The sequence below is a fragment of the Kribbella sp. NPDC020701 genome, assembly GCF_055562215.1.
In genome coordinates, this window is the sequence record NZ_JBVHFT010000011.1 from 264,207 (window position 1) to 285,618 (window position 21,412).

The following is a 21,412-nucleotide window of genomic DNA, read 5'->3' on the forward strand; positions in this document are numbered from 1 at the left end:
GGGCCATGCGACCGAGCGCACTGGGCGGGTACGACGACTGGCCGGAGTTCGTCCGTGACACCCCGGCACTGACGGGGGACGAACTGACCACCCAGGTCGCCGGGCTCCTCGGCGTACCGTCGCCCGGCGGGCTGCCGACTGTGCGGACCATCATGGAATGGAACGCCGACGGAGTCCAAGGATCCGAGCTCGAGTGGAGTCATCCATTCGGTCCGCCGACGCGTGCCTGGCTCGTGCGACCAGCCGACGCTCCCCCAGGTCCGGGGCTGCTCGGTCTGCACTGCCACGCCGGCGTGAAGTCGATCGGCGCCGAGCGTCTCGTCGCCACCCCAAGGCCCAGCGCACGAGCTCTCCGGCAACGTACGGCGCATTACGGCGACCGCGCGGTCGCGAACGAACTCGCCCGCGCCGGCTTCACGGTCCTCTGCCACGACACGTTCGCCTGGGGATCCCGCCGCTTCGACTTCGACCCGATGCCGTGGCGGCTGCGCGACGTGATGAAGGACGTCCCGGTCGACGACGACTGGTACGACGTCGCCGCCGGTCACCACGAACACACGATCGCGAAGGCGGCCGGCCTGCTCGGTACGTCGTTCGCCGGGATGGTCGCGTACGACGATCTCGTCGCGCTGAGCGTGTTGCGTTCGCACGCAGGCGTCGATCGGGTCGGCGTGTTCGGATTCTCCGGAGGCGGTGGCCGGGCCGCCGCGCTGACCGCGCTCGATCCGGTGATCGCGGCGTCCGCGGTGGTCTGCATGATGTTCACCTTCGACTCGCTCGTTCCGGCGTACCTCGATGCGCACTCGTGGCTCGCCACCACGCCCGGCCTGGCCCGGCACCTCGACCACCCGGCCCTGACCGCCGGCCGCGCCGCCCACCACCAGCTCGTCGTCTACGCCGAGGACGACGAACTCTTCAGCCCACAAGGCATGCGCGACGCCGACCGCCAACTCACTGATTACTTCAACTCCGGCCCGGGCACGTACCAAGGCACGTTCCTCCCCGGCCCTCACCGCTTCGACGGACAGATGCAGGAGATCGTCGAGCACTTCTTCAGCTCGGCGTTGCGTACTTAGCGGCGCTCGGGAGACGGGCTTCGAAGGTGGAGCCGTCGGTGATGCGGATGGTGCCGTGGTGGCGTTCGATGACCTCGGCAACGATCGCCAGGCCGAGGCCGGCGCCGCTGGTGTCGCGGTTGTCGCCGGTGTCGCCGGTGTCGCGGGTGTCGCGGGTGTCGCGGGTGCGGGCGGGGTCGAGCCGGACGAACCGGTCGAACACGCGGGCCTGATCGTCCGGGGGGATTCCGGGTCCGTCGTCGGAGACCGTGAGTACGACGGCGCCGTCGGATTCGGTGAGGCCGAAGGTGATCTCGGTCCGGGCATGCCGGGCGGCGTTGTCGGCGAGGTTGTGGATCATCCGGGCCAGTGCGGCCTCGTCACCACGGACCTGACCGGCGGAGATCCCGGCCGTGCCAACGGTCAGGTTTGTTGCTGAGCGCAACCTCTGGGCTTCGGCGAAGAGCAGGTCGTCGAGGTCGACCGGCATACCCGGCGGGTCGGTGTGCTTCTCGTCGGAACGCGCCAGCAACAAGAGATCGTCGACCAGATGCTCCATCCGCAGGCCCTCCGCGCGGACGGTCGTGGCCAGCTCGTCGACGGTCGTACGGTCCGGATGTGTCTGGGCCACCTCGGCGTGCTGACGGATCGCCGCGATCGGCGAGCGGAGCTCGTGCGAGGCGTCGGAGACGAACCGCTGCTGGGATTCCTGCGACCGCTGCAGGCGGTCGAGCATCCGGTTCATCGTCGTGCCGAGCCGGCCGATCTCGTCCTTGCGGGTGGCCGGAACCCGGCGGTGCAGCTCGGACGCGGTGATCTCGTCGGCTTCCCGCCGGATCGCGGTCACCGGCGCCAGCACGCGGCCGGTCACCACCCAGGTCACCCCGCCGACGATCAGCATCATCAGCGGTACGCCGACCACCAGCACCCGCTGCACGAACCGGGTCGAGTCCAGAACGTCCACCAGCGGCCGGCCCACGATCACCTCGCCGCCCGACTCCAGCTTGGCCGCGGCGAAGGCGAAATCCTCGCCATGACCCGGCGGTTCGACCGCGACACAGTCAGTTGTTGGCGAGGCCAACCGCTGGCCATCACCGGGGCGATCCGTCCACTGGATCAGCTCGGTGCTAGTCGAGGAAGGCCGCTCGGTGGTGGCGCTCGACGCCAGCTGCACCGCTCGCTCTCGCGTGTCCTGACACACCTGATCGGTGAGCACCGCCCCGAGCAATGCGACCAGCACCAAGGCACCGGCGACCAGCGCAAGACCTACCACCAGTACCGCCGCCAGAGTCACCCGCACACGCACGGCTCACACCTCGGACAATCGGTAGCCGGCACCGCGGACCGTGGTGATGCACCCGGCGCCCAGCTTGATGCGGAGACGACGGATATAGACCTCGACGATGTTCGGGTCACCGTCGAAGTCGTAGTCCCAGACGTGGTCCAGGATGGTCCGTTTCGACACCACCTGGTCACGCCGCCGGATCAGGAACTCCAGCAACGACAGCTCGCGTGCCGTCAATACCAGCTCGACCTGACCGAGCCAGGCTTTCCGGGCCGCGGGATCCATCCGCAGCTTGCCTGCCTCCAGCACGGGCGGTCGCTCGGCGGCTCCTCGTCGTACCAAGGCTCGCAGCCTTGCGATCAGGACGGCGTACGAGAACGGCTTGGTCAGGTAGTCGTCCGCGCCGGTGTCGAGCGCACGGACCTGGTCGGTGTCGGCGTTCCTTGCCGTGAGCATCAAGATCGGTGTCCACACCCGTTCGGCCCGCAGTGTCGCGCAGATCTCGAACCCATCGAGTTCCGGCAGCATCAGGTCCAGTAGGACGACGTCGTACCCGTGCTCGCGGGCGAACCAGAGCCCGTCCGTCCCGGTCAGCGCGACATCAACGGCGTACCCCTCGGCCTCCAGGCCGTTCCGCAGGCCCGAGGCCAACCACGGTTCGTCCTCCACCACCAGTGCCCGCATCACCCACCTCCAGGCGATCCTTTCTCATTGTCGCTGAATCCCGGCTGAATGCACCGTTCAGCGAGGATTCAGCACCGCGGACCTACCGTCGGGCCATGGCGAGCATCGAGGCGATCGGCCTGAGCAAGCGGTACGGCGCGCGCAACGCGCTCGACGGGCTCACATTCGCCGCGGAGCCGGGCGAGGTGATCGGGTTGCTCGGGCCTAACGGCGCCGGGAAGACGACCACGATCCGCCTGCTCACGACCATCCTCGAACCGACCGCCGGAACGTTCACCGTGGCCGGCGTGCCCGGCGACCAACCGGACCGGATCAGGCCACGTATCGGTGTGCTGCCCGAGAGCGCGGGCTATCCCGGACGGCAGACCGGCGCCGAGTACCTCCGCTACGCGGCGCGGCTGTTCGGCCAGAGCCGCCGGGACGCGTCTGCGGTTGCCGATCGGTTGCTCACCGAAGTTGGTCTCGGTGATCGGGCGGGTGCACGGATCGCGACGTACAGCCGGGGGATGAAGCAGCGGCTCGGGATCGCCCGGGCGCTTGTCAACAATCCGACAGTCGTCTTCCTGGACGAGCCGACCCTCGGCCTGGACCCGGCCGGCCAGCGGGAGATCCTGGCCACGATCGCCGACATCGCCGGGGAGCGCGGGGCAACGGTCGTGCTGTCGACCCACACCCTGACCGAGGTCGAGCAAGTCTGCGGCACCGTGCTCATCCTCGACCACGGCAAGCTCCGGGCATCCGGCCCGCTCGCCGACGTCATCGCGGGCGCAGGCAGCCTGAGCGCCGCCTTCCTCAACCTCACCGAGGAGGGCGGTCGTGAATAGGTGGACTGTGGTCGCCGAGCAGGAGAGCCGGGACCTCTGGATCGGTGGACGCGGGCCGGTGCTGGTGTTCGGGTTCAGCGTTCTACTCAGCGCGATGACGTACCTGGTCGCGACCAACCAAGCGATGAACTTCCTCGAGCAACGCGAGGCGGTCAACCTCACGGTCCAGGTCGGACTCGCGGTCGGCGTACTGCTCACGGTCGTGGTCAGCGCAGACGCGATCAGCGGTGAACGCGAACGCGGCACCTTCGAGGGCCTGCTGCTCACTCCCGTGTCACGCCGCGCGATCATCGTCGGCAAACTCGCGGCCGCCTCAACTATGTGGCTGGCCTGCCTGATCGTGACGCTCCCCTACCTATGGGTGCTCGGACGCGGCGTAGCGGGCGCCGGGCAAGCCGCGCTCCTCGCCCTGGTCGTCGGGACCCTCGTCGCGATCGGACTCGGCGGTCTCGGCCTCCTCTTCAGCGCCTGGACGAACTCCAACAAAACCAGCCTCGCCTGCGGATTGTTACTCCTCCTCGTCCTCTTCGCACCCACCCAGCTGCCCGCCCTGCCAAAGACCGGCTTCGGCCAGGCTCTGACCCGAATCAACCCGATCGGCTCATCCCTGCACTACATCTCCCAAATCCTCGTGAACCACCGCAACTGGACCCAAGACCTCGCCTACCTAGCCGCGCCCCTCGTGCTCACCCTGCTCGTCGTCACCGCCCTGCTCGCGGCCGGCCCACGACTCGTCCGACTAACCGCAGGTTCACGATGAACCCCCCGACCCTGACCACCACCCCGCACCCCGGTCCAACCGCCAGCGGGTTCACGATGAACCCCCTGAGCCTGACCGCCACCCCACGCCTCGCAGGACCAACTGCGGGGTCACGGAGCCTGACCGCCACCCAACGCCTCGCCCGACTGACTGCGGGGTCGCGATGGACCTGCTGAGCCTGATCGCCACCGTCCTGCTCGCCGACCCGACGATCACGATGAACCACGATCAACTGACCGCCCAGATCGGCCAGACCCTGACCGTTGAGTCGGTCGTCAGCACCTCCGGCCCGGCCATCGCCCACCTCAACGTGGTCAGCCTCGACGGCGTGTACGTCGACCTGGAGGACTGGACCCAAGACGTCACCCAACCGGTCCCGGCCGGCCCGGAAACCCAACTGGACTGGGAGTTCCAAGCAGTCAACCCCGGCCACTTCGCCGTGTACGTCGTACTGATCCCCACCTCCGGCCCCGCCGTCCCCGGTCGATCGGTTGTCGGCCCACTCGTCGCCGGCCCACCGGTCCGGATCACCGTCGCCCGCCGCCAGACCCTCGACACCGGAGGCGCGCTACCGGTCGCCATCGCAGTCCCCTCCCTCCTCGCCATCGCCACCCTCGCAACCCGCCGCCGAACAGCACGGTGACCGGTAGCCGCCGTACCGAAGAACGGGTAGTGGTGGGCACCACCGCCGGCCGGCGACCTTGTCTCCCGCCTGGACGTCCCCGCGCCGGCCGACCACCTCCCGTCCGTCGGTACGCCCTGGGAGGATGGGGGAACCGACAACTCTTCGGAGGAACTCTTGAGCAAGCTTTCGTTTCCGCGGCCGGATAGTGTTGCCCCGGGCAACGGTTACAGCCATGTGGTAACCGGGCCGGGACAGTGGGTGGCGATTGCCGGTCAGGTCGCGCTGGATGCGGACGGGAAGTTCGTCGGCGTCGGTGATCCGGAGGCGCAGGCCCGGCAGGTGTTCGCGAACCTGGACGCCTGCCTGAAGGCCGCCGGCGCGACCTTTGCCGACGTGGTGAAGCTGAACTTCTACGTCACCGACATCGCCTACCTGCCCGCCATCCGCGCAGCCCGCGACGAGTACGTCGACACCACCAACCCACCCGCCAGCACCGCCGTCCAGGTGGTAGCCCTCTTCAGCCCCAACGCCCTCCTAGAGGTCGAGGCCTACGCAGTAATCGCCTGATCCCACTCCTCCACGTCACCTTCCGACCGCCAGCAGCATTCGAGGCCAGAGAGCGCGGGTGGGTGCGGTCGGCGGGGTGGGGTTAGCGGAGGAGGTCTACTGCTATGCGGGCGGCTTCGCCTATGGCTTTGTCTGCTCGGGGTTGGCGGAGGTCGCCGCGGGCGGCTTGGGTGAAGATGGCTACGGCGAAGGCTGCGTTGCCGGGGAGGGTTACTACGCCTACCTCGTGGCGGAGGGCTCCGTAGGTTCCGGTTTTGCCGGCGATGCGTACGGCGTCGTGGGGGAAGCCGGATGCCAGGCGGTGGAGGAACACTTGGCGCCGCATCGTTGCCTGCACGAAGGCGGTTTGCTCGGGTGACAGCAGGTCGCCTGCCCACAATCGCCGTAGGAGCGACGTCATGTCGCGGGTAGTGCTCGCCGATGCGTTCGCTGCGTCGTAGACGCCGGCTGGATCGGTGCGGTCGTTGTCGGCGAGTACGGCGAGGGCGGCGTCAGCGCTGTCCACGCCGGTTTGGCGCTGGAGGTGACGCAGTTGCCCGGCGGTCCCCCGGCGTACCCAGGTTTGTTGTAGGCCGAAGGACTTCAGGAGCTCGGCCAGCCTTGGCAATCCGACGACGTCCAGGAGTGCATCTGCCGAGGCGTTGTCCGACACGGTCATCATCGATACCGCCAGGTCCCGCAGCGACAATGTGACCGGATCGGCGAAGAGGGACAGTCCGGTCGGGCCGGCTGTGCGCGTTGACGGATCCAGCGTGAGCCGCTCGCGCGGGTCCACCTCACCCACGTCCACGAGTCGGCAGAAGCCAGCCAGCAGCGGCAGTTTGTAGACCGAAGCCATCGGTACGACGTCATCTGCGTCCACCGCGATCGTCGAGTCCGGTGCGTCGAGGGCGACCGCGTGCAACCAGCCGCGAACGCCGGCGTCCTCGAAGACCGCGCGGATCCGGGCGTTCATGCGGTCGCCAGGGCGTTGGTTAGTTGGGTCATTGCGTCTGTTGGGCGGAGGAAGGGGGTGCGGGTTCGGGACCAGACGAGTCGGAGTCGGAGCGGCAGTGGGTCGTCGAGCAGGCGGTGGCGACCTACGCCGGGGGCGGACAGGGCGGGATCGGCTGTTACTACGATTACCTGGCCTGCGGCGGCCATTGCCAAGCCGGCTCGTTCGTCGGTGACTACGACTGTTCCGCCGTCTGGGCGGTGTAGGGCCAGCGTGTCCAGGAAGAGATCCCGGGCCGCGGGCGCTTCGGCTCGCGGGCGGACGGCTACCCGGGAGACCACTCAACTGGCGGAGCTTCACATCGGCGCCATCGTCTGGGATCGCCGAGGTGGGTACCAGCGCCCAGGTTGGCAGGAGCGTGATCGCGCCCGCTTCGAGGCCGTCCAGTACGGCGGGATGCTGTACGACGGCCAGGGTCAGCCGGCCCGCGGACACCTGGCCGACAAGCGAACTGGTCGGCGCGGACACGACCGTCACCCGGCTGCCCGGGATCACCGCACCACTGGCCGCGGCCACAGCGGCGCCGGCCGACGGTGGGACCTCCGGGGCGAGGCCGAGCCGGATCTCGGGGCCTTCTGGATCGCGGGCGACCGCGGCCTGGTGCAGTTCCTCCATCGAGGTCAGTGCGCGCCGCGCGTACGGGAGCAGGGCGGCACCGGCCGAGGTCAGCTCGACCCGGCCCTGGCCGCGCTCGAACAGCTTGGCGCCGACTAGTGCCTCCAGTCGGCGAAGGCCCTGCGACAGCGGCGGCTGGGTGATGCCGACGACACGGGCCGCATCGCCGAAGTGCTGTTCCTCGGCGAGCGCGATGAAGATCTGCAGATGCCGTTCAGTTAGCATGACCCGGCTGACCTGGGGTTATATCTCCAGACAATCGGTGCATGCGTAAGAGCATATTCGACACCCTCCAGCAGCCTCGCCTTGACTATGGGCTCCGGTACGACGAGAGGAGACAGGGTGAAGGTGAGTCGGAGGGGCATGCTGACGGGGGCGGCCGCGGTCGGAGCAGCCGGCGTGATCGGTGCGGCGACCCGCGAGGAGGCAGCCACGGCGGACACCCAAACAGCAACACAGGCGGACACCCAAGCAACCCAGGGCACACCAAGGACGCCAGTGGAGATCACCTGGTTCGGGACCCACGCGTGGGAGCTCCGGTCCGGCAACAGCGTCGTACTGACCGACCCCTGGCTCACCCGGTTCAAGACCGGCACGTTCACCCCCGAGGGCGCGGACCCGAAGACCAAGCTGGTGATCAAGCCCGACGTGATCGACCGCCACCTCACCACGGCCGACGCGATCCTCGTCCACCACGGGCACTACGACCACATGGCCGACGTGCCGTACGTCGCGCAGAAAACGCAGGCGACCGTTCTCGGCACCCAGACGCACGTCAACCTGCTGCGCGCGATGCGCACGCCCGCCGAACTGCTGTCACCCGTGCGCGGCGGCGAGTACCTGCCGTTCGAGGGCTTCACCGTCGAGGTGTTCCCGTCGCTCCACTCGTGCAGCGGCAAGCGGCACACATACGCGTACCCGGGCTACCGATTGGAGTCCGTACCGCCTCGCCCGCGGGTGATCGAGGACCTGGTCGAGGGCGGCACGCTCGCCTACGTGATCACGATCGGCGGCCTGCGCTTCCTCAGTCTGAGTACGGCGAACTTCGACCCGAACGCACTGCGCGGACTCCAGGTCGACGTGGCCTTCGCGGCACCAGGTGGCGAACCGGGCATCACCGACAGGCTGCTGCAGACGATCAAGGTCCAGAAGGTCATCGCGACCCACTGGGACGACTTCGACAAGCCGCTGGACAAGCCGAGCGTCCCCTGGACCGACCTGGCGCCGGTCCGCGCGTCGGTGGAGAAGGCCGGCGCCGAGTTCGTCGTCCTCGATCACCTGGAGACGATCACGCTTTGACGCGGTAGTGGTACTGCGAGACGGTCCGGAAACCCAGGCGGTCGTACAGGGCCCGGGCCGGCTCGTTGTCCTCGACAACGGACAGCCAGACCCAGCGCACCCCGCCAGTCATTGCCTCCTGCAACAAAGCACGGATGACGGCGAGCGCGAGGCCCTGCCGGCGGAACTGCTCGTCGACGGCAAGGCAGTACAACCCGGCGGTGTCGTCGACCAGGGCGAGCCGCCCGATCGCCTTCACGTCAGGGACGAGGGCATACAGGGCCCGGCCACCGTCGAGGATCTGGCGGGCGGCCGCCTGCTCGACGGGGCCACCACCGTGGCCGTCGCCACTCCACCAGAAATCCATCCAGGCATCGGACGGCTCCGAGGAAATATTCACTTCGGTGGTCGATGCGGGAAGGTTGGCGAGGACCTCGGAGATCTCCGCGCACTGCACCAGCGTCGGCGTTCGCACCTGGTAGCCACGCGCCTCGAGGTGAGCGTCCAGGTCGGTCGGCTGAGCAGCCGGGCTGATCTGGAAGCACGGCGTGATGCTGTGCGCCAGATACAGGCTTTCCACGTAATCCAAGGCTTTTCCGAGGTCGAACGGCGCACGCGCGGGCAGCACCGAGTTCGCTCGCATGGTGACGCCGGAGTTGCGTCGCACCAGCCAGCCATCCAGTTCCGCGCTGTGCGCGGCGGGCCAGCCTTGGTTCATCAGATGGTTGATCCGAGCAGCGGTCATCACTCAGCCAAGAGTAGAAGCCTCCGGATTGAATTGCAATAGACTGGATAACTATTCAGAGGCGGCCTGCGGCGTGAGTGAGGCGGGCGAACGTCGAAGCGTCGAGATCGTGTCCGCCAGCAGATCGATGCCCTCGACAACTTCATTCGGAGTGAGTGAGCCGTACCCGAAGACGAGCCCCGCCGGTCCCGGCGCCGACACCCAGTACGGCGCCAGCCCGTAGACCCCGAGCCCGCGTTCGCGGGCGGCCGCCTCGAGTGGTTCCTCGGCCAGATCCGGCGGCAGGAACGCCATCACGTGCAACCCGGCGGACACGCCGACCGGCTTGAACTCCGGCAACCGCGCCGCCAACCGGTCCACCAGCGTGTCCCGCAGCAAGCGATACCGCGGCCGCATCCTGCGCAGATGCCGGTCGAACTCACCCCGGGCAACGAAGTCCGCAAAGGCCAGCTGATCGAACACCGGCGAACCACGATCGTCCATCAGCTTCGCGTCCGCCATCGGCTCGACCAACCGGGCCGGCAGGATCAGCCACCCCAATCGCAACCCGGGTGCCAGCGTCTTGCTCGCCGTACCCGCGTAGGCCACGCGATCCGGCGCCAACCCCTGCATCGCCCCGATCGGCTCCCGGTCGTACCGATACTCCGCGTCGTAGTCGTCCTCGAAGATCAGCCGGTCACCCCGCGCCGCCCACGCCACCAAGGCCGCTCGCGTCTCGGCCGACGCCACCGCCCCGGTCGGGAACTGATGCGCCGCCGTCACCAGTACGACGTCCGCCCCGGACCGCTCCAGCGCGCCGACATCGATCCCCGACTCGAGCACCGGTACGCCGACCGTCTCGAGGCCGGCCTTCGCCGCGACGTCCCGTAGGTCGTTGTCGGACGGGTCCTCGACCGCGAGCCGTCGATAGCCCTGGGCAGCCAGGACCTGCAGGAGCAACCGCGATCCCTGAGCGAACCCGTTGCAGATCAGCATGTGCTCCGGGCGGGCCGCCGTACCGCGCACCCGGTTCAGGTAGTCGGCGAGCGCCGTACGGAGCTCGATGGTGCCGCGGCCGTCGAGGTACGCGAGGCTGCGGTACGGCGTCTCGTTCAGGACCCGGCGGATCGACCGGAGCCAGGCCGCACGCGGGAACTGCGAGACGTCCGGCCGGCTGTAGCGGAAGTCGATCCGCGGCGAACCACTCACCGAAGCCTTCAAAGTTGTGGCCTCGACCACCGCGATATCGGCGACCTGGGTGTAGCCGCCACCCTGGCTGATCAGGTACCCCTCCGCGACCAGCTGCTGATAGGCCTCGACAACGACGCCGCGGGACAGCCCGAGATCCTGCGCGAGCGCCCGGGTCGACGGCATCACGGTGTCCGCGCGCAGCAGACCGGCCCGGATCCGCGTCCTGATTCCGCTTTCCAGCTGCTGGTGCAGCGGTACGCCGGTGTCCCGCCGGAGCTCGACCAGCAACTCGCCGGCCCCCGAACTGGTCCTGATTCGGCTCACGCAACTGGACCTTATCGGAGTACCGCTTCGCTGTCAGGGTTATGAGCACAAGCCGATCAGAGAAGAGGGAGACCGATGACCACGCTGCTGCGCCCCGGCGACCACGGGTACGACGAGGCCCGAACCGTTTGGAACGCGATGATCGACCGCCGCCCGGCCGTGGTCGCCCGGTGCGAGAGCACCGAGGACGTGGTCGACGCATTCCGGTTCGCCCGGTCCGCCGGTCTCGAGATCGCGGTCCGCTGCGGTGGACACAACATCGCCGGTCTCGCCGTACCCGAGGGTGGACTGATGATCGACCTGACGCCGATGAACGCGGTCCGGGTCGACCCCGAGCGGCAGCTGGCCTGGGTTCAGGGCGGTGCACTGCTGGGCGAGCTGGACAAGGCCGCGCAGGAGTACGGCCTGGCGACGACCGCCGGGAACGTGTCGCACACCGGCGTCGGCGGGCTCACGCTCGGCGGCGGGATGGGCTGGCTGGCCCGTCGGTTCGGTCTGGCCTGCGACAACGTGGCGTCGTACGAACTGGTGACGGCGGACGGTTCGGTCGTACGGGCGAGTGCCGACGAGAACCCCGAGCTGTTCTGGGGCCTGCGCGGTGGTGGCGGGAACTTCGGGATCGTCACGTCGTTCGAGTTCCGGCTGCACCAGGTGGGGACGCGGGCGCTGAGCGTCGAGTTCACCTACCCGGCGTCGGCGGGGTTCGACGTGCTGCGGGGGTGGCGCGAACTGAACGCGAGTGCGCCGCGGGAGGCGACGTTCACCGCAAGCATCAAGGCCGACTCGATCACCGTCGGCTACATGTGGGTCGGCGAGGGCGGCTATGCACTGCTGCCGACGTTCCGGGCGCTGGGTCCGGTCAGCGACGAGTCCGTGGAAGAGACGTCGTACCTGGCGCTGCAGACGCGGGACGACAACGTGCAGGGACACCGGTACCGCCGGTACTGGAAGGGCCACTACTTCAAGGCGCTGCCCGACGACGCGATCCGCGCGCTGCTCCGCACACCGGGGGTCTCCGCGAGCCTGCAGGCGTACGGCGGCGCGATCGCCGACGTACCCGATGACGACGCGGCCTTCAGCCACCGGGACACGCTGTTCGAGTTCGTCACCGCGACGCGCTGGGAGGACCCGGCCGAGGACGAGACGCGGATCGCCGAATTGCGCGAGTACGCCGCGACGCTCGAGGTGTACGCGAGCGGGGCCTACGTCAACACGCTCAACGGCGACCCGATCAACCGCGCGTTCCCGCCGGCCAAGCTGGCCCGGCTGACCGCGCTCAAGACGGCGTACGACCCCGCCAACGTCTTCCACCTCAACCAGAACATCCGTCCCGGCGAGGCGACCGCCGAGACCGCCGCCTGACTGGTACCTGTTGAGGGTGGACTTCGAGGCGGTGTTCGCCGATGTCGCCCGGGTGATCGAGGGCGCCGGTGTCTTCATCATGGCCATCGGGCTCGCCGTCGTCCTGGTCCGCTACGTGATCGACCTCCTCCGCAAGGGCACGGGCAGCTATCAGCAACTCCGGGTCAACCTCGGCCGGGTCATCCTGCTCGGCCTGGAGATCCTGATCGTCGGCGACATCATCCGCACGATCATCGTCGAGACGTCCCTCGAGACCGTCCTGGTCCTCGGCCTGATCGTGGTGATCCGGACCGTGCTCAGCTTCGCCCTCGAGGTCGAGATCTCCGGCGCCTGGCCCTGGCAGCAGCGCCGGCGAAATGAGCGTGACACGCGCGGCATGATGGAGGGGTGACCAGTCAGGATCTTCCCCAGCCCGCGGCCCCGGCCGAACTGACGCCGGAGTTGGCGGCGACGATCGAGGCGGCGTTCGCGCGGCGGGATCGGGACAACATGCAGCCGACGATCGACTTCTTCGAGAAGCTGCTCGCCGAGCATCCGGACAACCCGTACGTGCTCTACGAGGTCGGCGGGTCGTACGACACCGACGGCCAGGAGCAGAAGGCGATCGAGTACTACGAGCGCGCCTTGCCGCACCTGACCGGAGAGATCCGCCGCAAGTGCCTCCTGCAGTACGGGAGCACGCTGCGCAACCTCGACCGGTTCGACGAGTCGCTGTACATCTTCAAGCAGGCGTGTGCCGAGTTCCCGGAGTCGGACTCGCTGCGGGTGTTCAAGTCGCTGACCCTGCACGCGGCCGGCCAGAAGGACAAGGCGCTCGCCACCTTGCTGCTGGTCATCGCCGACCGGGTCGACAGCGCTGAGATCAAGCGCTACGAGGCGGCGATCCGCGGCAACGCCGAATACCTGGCCGGTCTCTGATCCAGAAGCTCCAGCTCGCCGGGGACAGCGAGCGGATCTCCTCGATGGTCCGCGAGCTCGATCCGGGTTTGTGCGGCGAGGTGCGGCACGGCGTATGTCAAGGCCGGCCGGAGGCGCTGCGCCCGGGTCAGTTCCGCACGGGCGCACGACCGGTCGGCCCGGTGCAGCACCAGCCGCGCGGCCACCGCGTTGCGCTCGGCCCACTGCGACAACACCGTCGTTTTCCCGTAACCCGGCGGCGCAACCATCAACACGACCGGACGCGAGTCGCCTCGCGCCAGCCGCTCGATCAGCGGCGAACGGCGCACCGTCCCGAGCCGGACCACGGGACGGCGCAGTTTCGAGACGACGAGGTCAGCCCCAGGCGGTCCGCGCGGTGCCGCCGGCCGACCTGCTGACGCACCGCGCTCACCCCCGACCCCGGCCCCTGCGCGTGGGGGCAGTGGTCCCGGCGGACAGGGCCCGCCGGGTGTGATCCGTTACCTGCGGGAAACCCGCCTTGCGGTACGCCGCCCCGTACGGCGTGCGACCCTGCGTGATCCGAACATCTGCTTCCTCCTGGTGCTAGAGACACCGCATGGTCAGCTGGCGGCGCCTGCCTTTTCCATGTCGTGCACTTCCTTGGCTTCCTCGGCCGACATCAGCCCGAGCCCGACCAGATCCAACGGGCTGATGAAGCCGTCGCTGATGCGGAAGCCGCCCGCCCGGGCAATCGCATCCCGGAGCGGCACAGCCCAGTGGTGCTCCAGCAAGATGAGCGCCGCCGCGGAGTCGTTCGGGATGTCTTCGAGCACATCCCACGCCTCCTCCTCGGTGAACACCTTCAGGCCGCCCTCCTCCTCCACGGCCTCGGCGCCGGCTTCCGCCCCCATCACCATGCCCTCTTCGCCCTCGAAGCCCAGGCCGATCAGCGCCCCGATCTTGCTACCGAGCTCGATCGCCTCCTGCTCGGACAGGTTGCTGAGATGCTCCGCCTCCAGCTCACCGTCCGCGCTCTTGTAGACCGCCAGCGAGTCGATCACCCGGACGGTGTCACTCTCCCGCAGCCGCTCCAGCTCAGCAATGATCTCACCGTGAAACTCAGGCTGTGAGAACCCCAGCACGATGAGCTGCACTGGTCCGATTGCCATCTTCAACCTTCTTCCGCTGAGCCCCTTCCCGCGCAACCAAGGGCGTCCGTTTGTAGCTTCCAGCCTGGGCGGCACGTCACGCCTGCGCCTCACCCGGCGGGGGTGAACGCGGACGCCGATTCCACCCCGATGAGGTGGAGCGTTGGCCCGATGCCGGCGCGCATCCTGGCGGCGCTCGGGATCATCCCCGAGCACGCCGAGCTCTCGCCGATCAACCCCAACACGGACCTGAAGGGCCCGCAGTGGCAGGAGTGGCCTGCGCTCGACGTCGTACGCCCGTGGGCAACGCTGGCCGCGTTTCCGGCGATCCCTGGGCCGACCTCGACAAGGAGGTACGGGCGGCGTTCGCCCGCGGATGACGACCCGGTCTGTCAGCAGGCACACGCGACGCCACGGGGCGCGGTGAGGGGATCGGGCAGGCGCCGGTCGATCCCGTCGGCCGTCTCCACCGGCAGCCCTTCGCGAGCCCAGTACTCGAAGCCGCCGATCATCTCCTTCACCGGATAGCCCAGCTTGGCGAACTCCAGCGCGGCCTTCGTCGCGCCGTTGCAGCCCGGCCCCCAGCAGTACGTCACCACCGTGACGCCTTCCGGTACGACGGACGCCGCGCGGCCCGCGATCTCCCGGGTCGGCAGGTGGAGAGCGCCCGGCACGTGGCCCTGGTCCCAGCTCTCCTGGCTGCGAGTGTCGACGAGCACCCACCCGGTCACGCCGGCGCCGATGTCGGCGGCCACGTCCGACACATCCGCCTCGAACGACAACCGCCCGGCGAAGTGCGCGACGGCAGCCTCCGCCGCGGCGGCGGATGTCTGCAGGATGGCCGAGGTCTGAACGGTCATGCGAGGCTCCTTCGTGATCGGGAGCCACCAGCGTCAGCTATCCGCGGCACGCAGCGACAGTGGCAGGAATGCCCTGGTGCGACAAAATTCAGCCACGCCGATCGCTGATCTTGGCGCGGGCCCTGGCGACCCTGATCGCGGTCTTCAGCGTCTCGACGTCGTACGCGCCGTAGTGCCGCTGCCCGTTGACGAAGAAGGTCGGCGTCCCGGACACGCCACTCGTGTCCGCGGACTCCACATCCTGCGCGACCCGGGCGGCCGCCACGTGCCGCTTGACGTCGTCGTGCAGCTTCGCGGTGTCCAGGCCGAGCTGGTCGGCGTACCGCATCAGGTCCGCCGGCTGGAGGTTTTCCTGGTTCGTGAGCAGCATGTCGTGCATCTCCCAGAACGCACCCTGCGCGTCCGCGGCCTCGGACACCTCCGCCGCGATCTGCGCGCGTGGGTGGACGTCGCTGAGCGGCAGGTGCCGCCACACGTACCGCAGGTCGTCGTCCTGCAGCAGGTCACGGACAACAGGCTCGGCCAGTCCGCAGTACGGGCACTCGAAGTCGCCGTACTCGACCAGGGTCACCGACGCGTTCTCCGGGCCGCGGATGTGGTCGCGCTCGGGGTCGACCGGGTCGGTCAGGTCGAGCAGTTGCTCCGCATCGCCGAGCAGCGCCAGCGCCTTCTTCGGCGGTGACAGCAGCTTGGCCGCCCGGAACACCAGCCAGGTAAGGGCCGACGCGACCACGACCGCCGACAGCAGGCCGACCTTGGCCTCCGCCAGCTGCGGCCCCTCGAACGCGATCGTTGCTATCAGCAAGGACACCGTGAAGCCGATACCGGCAATGGTGCCGCTGCCGACCACCGCGGCCCAGCCGACCTGCGGCCGGAACCGGCCCCGGGTGGCGCGGTCCAGCACCCAGGACACCGTCGTTACCGCGACCGGCTTGCCGACCACGTATCCGACCAGGATGCCGAGGGTGATCGGTGCGGTGTACGCGCGGCCGAGGAAGTCCGCATCGATCGTGACGCCGGCGTTGGCCAAGCCGAACAGCGGGACGATCAGGTAGCTGGTCCACGGGTGGTAGAGGTACTGCAGCCGCTCGTTCGGCGAGATCGTCGAGGTCAGCCCGACGGTCGCGGTGCGCGCCAGCTCGGGGGTCGGCTGCTCGCGGAACAACCGGAACAGACCGGTTGCCTGCTCCAGCTCCTCACGACCCGGCGAGTACGCCGAAGCCGTCAGCCCGATCGCGAGTCCGGCGACTACCGGATCGACGCCACTGGTCAGCAACGCGGACCACATCAGGACACCGAGGACGACGTACATCCAGGCCTTGCGGACGTGGAAGAAGGCGAGCACCAGCACGACACCGAAGGCCGCGACGGCCAGCAGGAGCGGCATCAGCTTGATGTCCTCGCTGTAGACGACCGCGATCACGACGAGCGCGAGCAGGTCGTCGACCACGAACACAGTCAGCAGGAACACCCGGACCCGGTCCGGCACGCCCCGGCCGACCAGCGCGAGCAGACCGAGCGCCAGCGCCGTGTCGGTGGACATCGCGACACCCCAGCCGTGCGCGCCCGCACCACCGGCGTTGAAGGCCAGGTAGATGAGCACCGGCGCGATCATCCCGGCGACACCGGCCAGCAGCGGCAGCACGAACCGGCTGCGGTCGCGCAGGTCGCCGAGGTCGAACTCGCGGCGCGCTTCCAGGCCCACCACCAGGAAGAACAGCGTCATCAGGCCGCTGTTGATCCACTCCCGCAGGTCCAGGCTGAGGACGTCGTGACCGAGCCCGATCGACAGCTCGGTCCGCCAGAATTCGTCGTACATGCCGGGCGCCACGTTGGCCCACAGCAAGGCGACCACGATCGCCGCGGCGAGGACGCCGGAGCTGCCCGCCTCGGTCCGCAGGAAGGCGCGCAACGGTGCCGCGAACTCCCGCCGCCACAGCGTCCGGCCGCTCAGCAGCGCCGAGAAGTCCGTCATGGGATCACTCTATCGATATGGGTTGAGGGACCCAGAAAATTTCAGCTGCCGGTTCAGCTAACGTTTCCGGGGTCCTGGGCTGCATGATGTCCCCTGAGGACCACTCCAGCCACGGGGTGCCCGATGGCTTTGATGGCTTTGAGCACGACTGGAGTCCCCTGTGTCCGAGCAAGACCTTGTCGCGACGTCCGCGGACGCGTTCGCGCGGCTGGCGATCGAGCTGCACGATGCGCCGGGGGTGGAGGAGACGATCGATGCGGTCGTCCAGTTCGCCCTGCAGGCGCTGAACTGCACCCATGCAGGCGTCGCCCTGTACACCCGCGGTTCCCACCCGGAGATCGCCGCGGTCACCGACTCCGTCGTCGCCGACGTGTACGACCTGCAACTCAGCAGCGACAACGGCCCGCTGGTCTCGGCCATGCGCGAGCGCTCGACGATCCTGATCCGCGACACCACCACCGACGAGCGCTGGCCGGAATGGGCCGCCAAGGTCGCCGCTCTCGGCGTCCGCAGCGTCCTCGACGTCCCGCTGGCCACCGGCAGCGGCACCCACCAGACCGTCGGCGTCCTCGGTCTCTACAACCCCGACCCCGACGCCTTCACCGCCGACGACGAAGCCATCGCCCACATCCTCGCCCGGCACGCCGCAGTCGCGCTCGCCTCCGCCCGGCACGAAGAGACCATGGCCCAGGCCGTTGACGCCCGCAAGCTCGTTGGCCAGGCGATGGGCATTCTGATGGAACGCTTCGACGTCGACGGCGACCGCGCGTTCGCCATCCTCAAGCGCTACTCCCAGGACACCAACACCAAACTCCGCGACGTCGCCCTGCAACTCATCGACACCCGGAAACTCCCTCACTAAGCAGGTACGCCGGTGGCGCGGCGGATGACTGTGTCGAAGGCGCGGGCCGGGAGCAGGTGGCGGAGCGCGATGAGCGGCTTGGCCGCGAAACCGGCGGCGTAGCGGGTGCGCGGTCGGCGGGCGGTGACGGCTTTGGCGATCGTGTCGGCGATGACTTCGGGTGGAGAGCTGCGGCGGTCGCTGGCCTCGGAGTCCATCGAGCGGGCCATCGCGTCGGCCTGGGCGGCGTAGGCGCCTGAGCCGGACGTCTTGCGGAGGTTGGCGGCCGCGATGCCGCCCCACTCGGTCCGGATGCCGCCAGGCTCGATCACGACCACGTCGATCCCGAACGGCCTGACCTCCATGCGGAGACAGTCGCTCAGCGCTTCGAGGGCGAACTTGGTGCCGTGGTACCAGCCACCGAGCGGCGTGTAGATCTTGCCGCCCATCGAGCTGATGTTGACGATCGTCCCGCTCCGCTGCGCCCGCATGCCTGGCAGCACCAGCTGGATCAGCCGCGCCGCCCCGAAGACGTTGACCTCGAACTGGTACCGCGCCTCGGACAACGGCACCTCCTCGACCGCGCCGTACGACCCGTAGCCCGCGTTGTTCACCAGTACGTCGATCCGCCCGGTCTCCTCGAGGATCCGCTGGACGCCGGCGCGCAGCGAGTCCTCGTCGGTGACGTCGAGCTCGAGCAGCCGGATGCCCTCGTCGGCGAGGTCCTTCATCCGGTCCAGCCGGCGGGCCGCGCCGTACACCGTGTAGCCGAGCCCGTGCAGTTTGCGTGCGGTGGCCGCCCCGATGCCGGACGAGGCACCGGTGACGAGCACGGTCTTGGTGGTCATGGGTCAGCACTCCTGAGGGGTTAAGATGAACTCCGGTTCACGATTATCATGAACGTAGGTTCACAATATTTCAAGGAGATCTATGAGCCCGCGCGCCGATGCGGTCCGGAACCGGACGAAGATCCTGGACGCCGCCCGCGACCAGATCACCCGGAACGGGCCGGACGCCGGGATGGACCAGATCGCTGCCGCGGCCGGGGTCGCCGTCGGCACGCTGTACCGGCACTTCCCGAACAAGACCGACCTGGTCAGCGCGGTCATCTCGGAGTACCTGGGGCACGTCGCCGACGACATCGAGGCCGCCGCCGGAAGGGTCCGGGCCGGCGCCCACGCGATGGACGAGATCACCGAACTGCTCGGCCGGGTCCTCGAGGCCTCCGCCACTGATCACGCGGTGAAAGCCGCCGCCCGCGCCCTCGGCGCCGATCCCAGCGACCAGGCCGCGGAGGACCGGGCCGGCGCAGCGCTCGGCGGTCTGATCCAGATCGCCCAGGCCGACGGCGATCTGCACCCGGACATCACCGTCGACGACTTCTATCTACTGATCTCGTCCGCCCCTACCGACCAGCCGGCCGACGTTCGCGCACGCTGGCTCACGCTGGTCCTGCCCGGACTCCGGACGCGAGGCCGAATCTGACACCGTTGTCCAGGAGGCATCCACCGAAATCGGGTGCATACTTCGAAAGGAATTGGGTACCGCGCCAGCACGTTGTTCACCGTTTCGAGGGGTGTGGACATCTAAACGCCGTTGAGTTGAGCTTGACGCCGGGATTTGTGCGGCCAGAACCGCGGACCGGGTCACGTCCCGGCGTCCAACTCATGCCTGCACGGTTACGCTGGCGAGATGGGTGAGTGGCGGCCGCTCTCAGGACCTTCGCGGCAGGTTGCGTTGGAGATCCTGCGAGACGGTCCGCTATCGCGCGCGGAGTTGTCCCGCCGGGTGGGACTGTCGCCGGGCAGCCTGACCCGGTTGACCAAGCCGATGGTCGAGTCCGGGCTGCTGGTCGAGGTCGCCGCCGGGCCCACGGACGCCCGCGTCGGCCGGCCGTCGCAGCCACTTGACCTCGATCCGGCCGCCCACCATTTCGTCGGCATCAAACTCACCGGTGACACGGCGATCGGCGTACTGACTACCCTGCGCGCCGAGGTGATCGCGAGTGCCGAGCGACCGCTGACCGACCCGACTCCGTCCGTGGTGGCCGAGCTGGTCCTCGAGCTCACCGACGATCTCGCGGTCCAGGTGCCGGGAAGGACCCCGATCACCGGGCTCGGCGTCTCCCTCGGCGGTCGCGTCGCGAACCAGTCCGAGGTTCGCTGGGGCCCGTACCTGAACTGGGTCGACGTACCGTTCGGCGAGATCCTCGCCACCCACACCAGCGTCCCGATCGTGATCGCGAACGACCTCACCTCGCTGACCGAGGCGACCCACTGGTTCGGCGCCGGCCGGAACTCGGACCGCTTCGTACTGCTCACGATCGGTGCCGGCGTCGGGTACGGGCTCGTCGTCCACGACCGGACCGTCGACAGCCCGGACGTCACCATCGGCCTGATCGGGCACCACCCGCTGATCCCGGACGGTCCGCGGTGCGACCGCGGCCACCACGGCTGCGCGCTCAGTCTGCTGACTGTGGGCGCCATCACCGAGCAGGTCAGTACGGCGCTGGGCCGGGCGGTCGACTACGACGAGGCCCTCGAGCTCGCGGCGAAGGGCGATCCCCAGGCCAGCGTCGTGATCAACCGGGCCGGGCGCGCGCTGGGCAAGCTGATCGCGGCGTCCGCGAACTTCACCATGCCTGACCTGGTCGTTCTCGGCGGCGAAGGCGTCCGGCTCGCCGAGGTCGCGCACGACGAGCTGCTCGCCGCTCTGCACGCGGACCGCCATCCGTCCGCCGCGGAACTGCCGATGGTGCTGCAGCCCGCCGACTTCAGCGAATGGGCCCGCGGCGCCGCGGTGGTCGCGATCCAGACCTTCGTGCTCGGATCTGAGTAACTGACTATTAGCTGATAAACAGTTACACTCGCGGCCATGGACTTGGTGAGGCGATGGCTGGAAGGGTGGCGGCTGTGCCGCGGACTGGAACCACTGATCGAGTACGACGACGCTGTCGCCGCCGTACTGCGGTTGCCCGGACGCGAGCGGGAGTTGTTCGCGCTCGCTGACGACCCGGCGACTGTGGATCGGCTGGCAGCGCAGGTCGCCGGGGACATCTGGCTGACGGTGACCACGCAGCACGGCGATGTCATCGCCCAGCGGCTAGTGTCGCGGTAACGAAATAGCTTTACCCCGTGGGATCATGGGTTATGGCGTTGACTGTGACCGTGGATGTTCCGGTCGAGGATCGGAAGGTGTTGGAGTCGTGGATGCGTTCGCCGTCGATGCGGGCGGGGCTGGCGCAGCGGGCGCGGATCGTGCTGCTGGCGGCTGATGGGGTGGCGGTGAAGGACATCGTGGCGCGGGTCGGGGTGTCCAAGCCGACAGTGATCGGGTGGAAGAGGCGTTACGCGGCCGAGGGCCTGGGTGGGCTGGACGACCGGCCGAAGCCGGGCCGGCCGGCCACGGTCGATGAGGTGGC

The 21,412-nt window shown here is 68.8% G+C and carries 25 protein-coding genes and 1 pseudogene; 15 read left to right on the plus strand and 11 right to left on the minus strand.

Annotated elements, in window-relative coordinates; genetic code table 11:
• The first annotated feature begins 5 nt into the window (after positions 1–5).
• Positions 6–1,076 (plus strand): dienelactone hydrolase family protein, encoded by a 1,071-nt coding sequence (locus ACZ3HV_RS26760; protein WP_465687806.1) that lies wholly within the window; start codon positions 6–8, stop codon positions 1,074–1,076.
• On the opposite strand, the gene ACZ3HV_RS26765 is transcribed toward ACZ3HV_RS26760, so the two are convergent.
• Both ACZ3HV_RS26765 and ACZ3HV_RS26770 read right to left on the minus strand, forming a co-directional pair.
• Entirely contained in the window at positions 1,054–2,361 is a 1,308-nt protein-coding gene (locus tag ACZ3HV_RS26765; RefSeq protein ID WP_465687808.1) for a sensor histidine kinase, read from the minus strand. The genes ACZ3HV_RS26760 and ACZ3HV_RS26765 overlap by 23 nt on opposite strands.
• A 3-nt stretch (positions 2,362–2,364) precedes the next feature.
• Positions 2,365–3,024: a response regulator transcription factor gene (locus ACZ3HV_RS26770; protein ID WP_465687810.1), complete on the minus strand. Its 660-nt coding sequence runs from the start codon at positions 3,022–3,024 to the stop codon at positions 2,365–2,367.
• Between the two features lie 95 nt (positions 3,025–3,119).
• Here ACZ3HV_RS26770 and ACZ3HV_RS26775 point away from each other — a divergent pair, with 95 nt between their 5' ends.
• The 4 genes from ACZ3HV_RS26775 (at position 3,120) to ACZ3HV_RS26790 (ending at position 5,800) form a co-directional block, all read left to right on the plus strand.
• Positions 3,120–3,848 (plus strand): ABC transporter ATP-binding protein, encoded by a 729-nt coding sequence (locus ACZ3HV_RS26775; protein ID WP_465687812.1) that lies wholly within the window; start codon positions 3,120–3,122, stop codon positions 3,846–3,848.
• Positions 3,841–4,608, plus strand: coding sequence for an ABC transporter permease (locus tag ACZ3HV_RS26780; protein ID WP_465687814.1), 768 nt, complete (start codon positions 3,841–3,843; stop codon positions 4,606–4,608). The genes ACZ3HV_RS26775 and ACZ3HV_RS26780 overlap by 8 nt, the downstream gene beginning before the upstream one ends.
• A 163-nt stretch (positions 4,609–4,771) precedes the next feature.
• A complete protein-coding gene (locus ACZ3HV_RS26785; protein WP_360366631.1) occupies positions 4,772–5,251 on the plus strand; it encodes a hypothetical protein in 480 nt (159 codons plus the stop codon).
• Positions 5,252–5,407: 156 nt separating this feature from the next.
• Positions 5,408–5,800: a RidA family protein gene (locus ACZ3HV_RS26790; protein ID WP_465687817.1), complete on the plus strand. Its 393-nt coding sequence runs from the start codon at positions 5,408–5,410 to the stop codon at positions 5,798–5,800.
• 82 nt (positions 5,801–5,882) lie between these two features.
• Here the strand turns inward: ACZ3HV_RS26790 and ACZ3HV_RS26795 are convergent, their stop codons facing one another.
• The gene (locus ACZ3HV_RS26795) at positions 5,883–6,755 is read right to left on the minus strand and encodes a serine hydrolase (protein WP_465687861.1); all 873 of its coding nucleotides are present in this window, start codon (positions 6,753–6,755) and stop codon (positions 5,883–5,885) included.
• Positions 6,756–7,007: 252 nt separating this feature from the next.
• On the opposite strand from ACZ3HV_RS26795, the gene ACZ3HV_RS26800 reads away from it, so the two are divergent.
• The gene (locus ACZ3HV_RS26800) at positions 7,008–7,508 is read left to right on the plus strand and encodes a hypothetical protein (protein WP_465687865.1); all 501 of its coding nucleotides are present in this window, start codon (positions 7,008–7,010) and stop codon (positions 7,506–7,508) included.
• On the opposite strand, the pseudogene ACZ3HV_RS26805 reads toward ACZ3HV_RS26800, so the two are convergent.
• Positions 7,509–7,634, minus strand: a pseudogene (locus ACZ3HV_RS26805) (helix-turn-helix domain-containing protein); the annotation flags it as partial.
• A gap of 138 nt (positions 7,635–7,772) precedes the next feature.
• On the opposite strand from ACZ3HV_RS26805, the gene ACZ3HV_RS26810 reads away from it, so the two are divergent.
• Positions 7,773–8,708, plus strand: coding sequence for an MBL fold metallo-hydrolase (locus tag ACZ3HV_RS26810; RefSeq protein WP_465687819.1), 936 nt, complete (start codon positions 7,773–7,775; stop codon positions 8,706–8,708).
• On the opposite strand, the gene ACZ3HV_RS26815 is transcribed toward ACZ3HV_RS26810, so the two are convergent.
• Together ACZ3HV_RS26815 and pdxR are read right to left on the minus strand one after the other, a co-directional pair.
• Positions 8,698–9,432 (minus strand): GNAT family N-acetyltransferase, encoded by a 735-nt coding sequence (locus tag ACZ3HV_RS26815; RefSeq protein WP_360366641.1) that lies wholly within the window; start codon positions 9,430–9,432, stop codon positions 8,698–8,700. The genes ACZ3HV_RS26810 and ACZ3HV_RS26815 overlap by 11 nt on opposite strands.
• Positions 9,433–9,483: 51 nt before the next feature.
• The gene (pdxR, locus tag ACZ3HV_RS26820) at positions 9,484–10,926 is read right to left on the minus strand and encodes a MocR-like pyridoxine biosynthesis transcription factor PdxR (protein WP_465687821.1); all 1,443 of its coding nucleotides are present in this window, start codon (positions 10,924–10,926) and stop codon (positions 9,484–9,486) included.
• A 75-nt stretch (positions 10,927–11,001) separates the two neighbouring features.
• Between pdxR and ACZ3HV_RS26825 the strand changes: the two genes are divergently transcribed.
• From ACZ3HV_RS26825 to ACZ3HV_RS26835, 3 genes are read left to right on the plus strand one after another with little or no spacing between them, the layout of a single operon-like run.
• Positions 11,002–12,288, plus strand: a complete 1,287-nt coding sequence (locus ACZ3HV_RS26825) for an FAD-binding oxidoreductase (protein ID WP_465687823.1) — start codon at positions 11,002–11,004, stop codon at positions 12,286–12,288.
• A gap of 16 nt (positions 12,289–12,304) precedes the next feature.
• The gene (locus ACZ3HV_RS26830; protein ID WP_360366646.1) at positions 12,305–12,679 is read left to right on the plus strand and encodes a DUF1622 domain-containing protein; all 375 of its coding nucleotides are present in this window, start codon (positions 12,305–12,307) and stop codon (positions 12,677–12,679) included.
• Positions 12,676–13,206, plus strand: a complete 531-nt coding sequence (locus ACZ3HV_RS26835) for a tetratricopeptide repeat protein (protein ID WP_465687825.1) — start codon at positions 12,676–12,678, stop codon at positions 13,204–13,206. The genes ACZ3HV_RS26830 and ACZ3HV_RS26835 overlap by 4 nt, the downstream gene beginning before the upstream one ends.
• Here the strand turns inward: ACZ3HV_RS26835 and ACZ3HV_RS26840 are convergent.
• The 4 genes from ACZ3HV_RS26840 to nhaA form a co-directional block, all read right to left on the minus strand.
• Positions 13,158–13,532 (minus strand): hypothetical protein, encoded by a 375-nt coding sequence (locus ACZ3HV_RS26840; protein WP_465687827.1) that lies wholly within the window; start codon positions 13,530–13,532, stop codon positions 13,158–13,160. The genes ACZ3HV_RS26835 and ACZ3HV_RS26840 overlap by 49 nt on opposite strands.
• A gap of 255 nt (positions 13,533–13,787) precedes the next feature.
• Complete coding sequence (locus ACZ3HV_RS26845) at positions 13,788–14,336, minus strand: hypothetical protein (RefSeq protein WP_465687829.1); 549 nt, start codon at positions 14,334–14,336, stop codon at positions 13,788–13,790.
• Positions 14,337–14,707: 371 nt separating this feature from the next.
• A complete protein-coding gene (locus tag ACZ3HV_RS26850) occupies positions 14,708–15,175 on the minus strand; it encodes a rhodanese-like domain-containing protein (protein WP_465687831.1) in 468 nt (155 codons plus the stop codon).
• An 88-nt stretch (positions 15,176–15,263) separates the two neighbouring features.
• On the minus strand, positions 15,264–17,150 hold the full coding sequence (gene nhaA / locus ACZ3HV_RS26855) for a Na+/H+ antiporter NhaA (protein ID WP_465687833.1): 1,887 nt from the start codon (positions 17,148–17,150) through the stop codon (positions 15,264–15,266).
• A gap of 160 nt (positions 17,151–17,310) precedes the next feature.
• On the opposite strand from nhaA, the gene ACZ3HV_RS26860 reads away from it, so the two are divergent.
• Positions 17,311–18,012: a GAF and ANTAR domain-containing protein gene (locus ACZ3HV_RS26860; protein ID WP_465687835.1), complete on the plus strand. Its 702-nt coding sequence runs from the start codon at positions 17,311–17,313 to the stop codon at positions 18,010–18,012.
• On the opposite strand, the gene ACZ3HV_RS26865 is transcribed toward ACZ3HV_RS26860, so the two are convergent.
• On the minus strand, positions 18,009–18,839 hold the full coding sequence (locus ACZ3HV_RS26865) for an oxidoreductase (protein ID WP_465687837.1): 831 nt from the start codon (positions 18,837–18,839) through the stop codon (positions 18,009–18,011). The genes ACZ3HV_RS26860 and ACZ3HV_RS26865 overlap by 4 nt on opposite strands.
• An 82-nt stretch (positions 18,840–18,921) precedes the next feature.
• Here ACZ3HV_RS26865 and ACZ3HV_RS26870 point away from each other — a divergent pair, with 82 nt between their 5' ends.
• The 4 genes from ACZ3HV_RS26870 to ACZ3HV_RS26885 form a co-directional block, all read left to right on the plus strand.
• Entirely contained in the window at positions 18,922–19,476 is a 555-nt protein-coding gene (locus tag ACZ3HV_RS26870) for a TetR family transcriptional regulator (RefSeq protein ID WP_465687839.1), read from the plus strand.
• A gap of 207 nt (positions 19,477–19,683) precedes the next feature.
• Positions 19,684–20,829 carry an ROK family transcriptional regulator gene (locus tag ACZ3HV_RS26875; protein WP_465687841.1) on the plus strand — a complete coding sequence of 382 codons (1,146 nt, stop codon included), beginning with the start codon at positions 19,684–19,686 and terminating at the stop codon, positions 20,827–20,829.
• Positions 20,830–20,865: 36 nt separating this feature from the next.
• A complete protein-coding gene (locus ACZ3HV_RS26880; protein ID WP_465687843.1) occupies positions 20,866–21,108 on the plus strand; it encodes a hypothetical protein in 243 nt (80 codons plus the stop codon).
• Positions 21,109–21,140: 32 nt separating this feature from the next.
• Positions 21,141–21,412 (plus strand): helix-turn-helix domain-containing protein (locus ACZ3HV_RS26885; protein WP_465687845.1); only part of this gene is annotated, 272 nt, incomplete at its 3' end.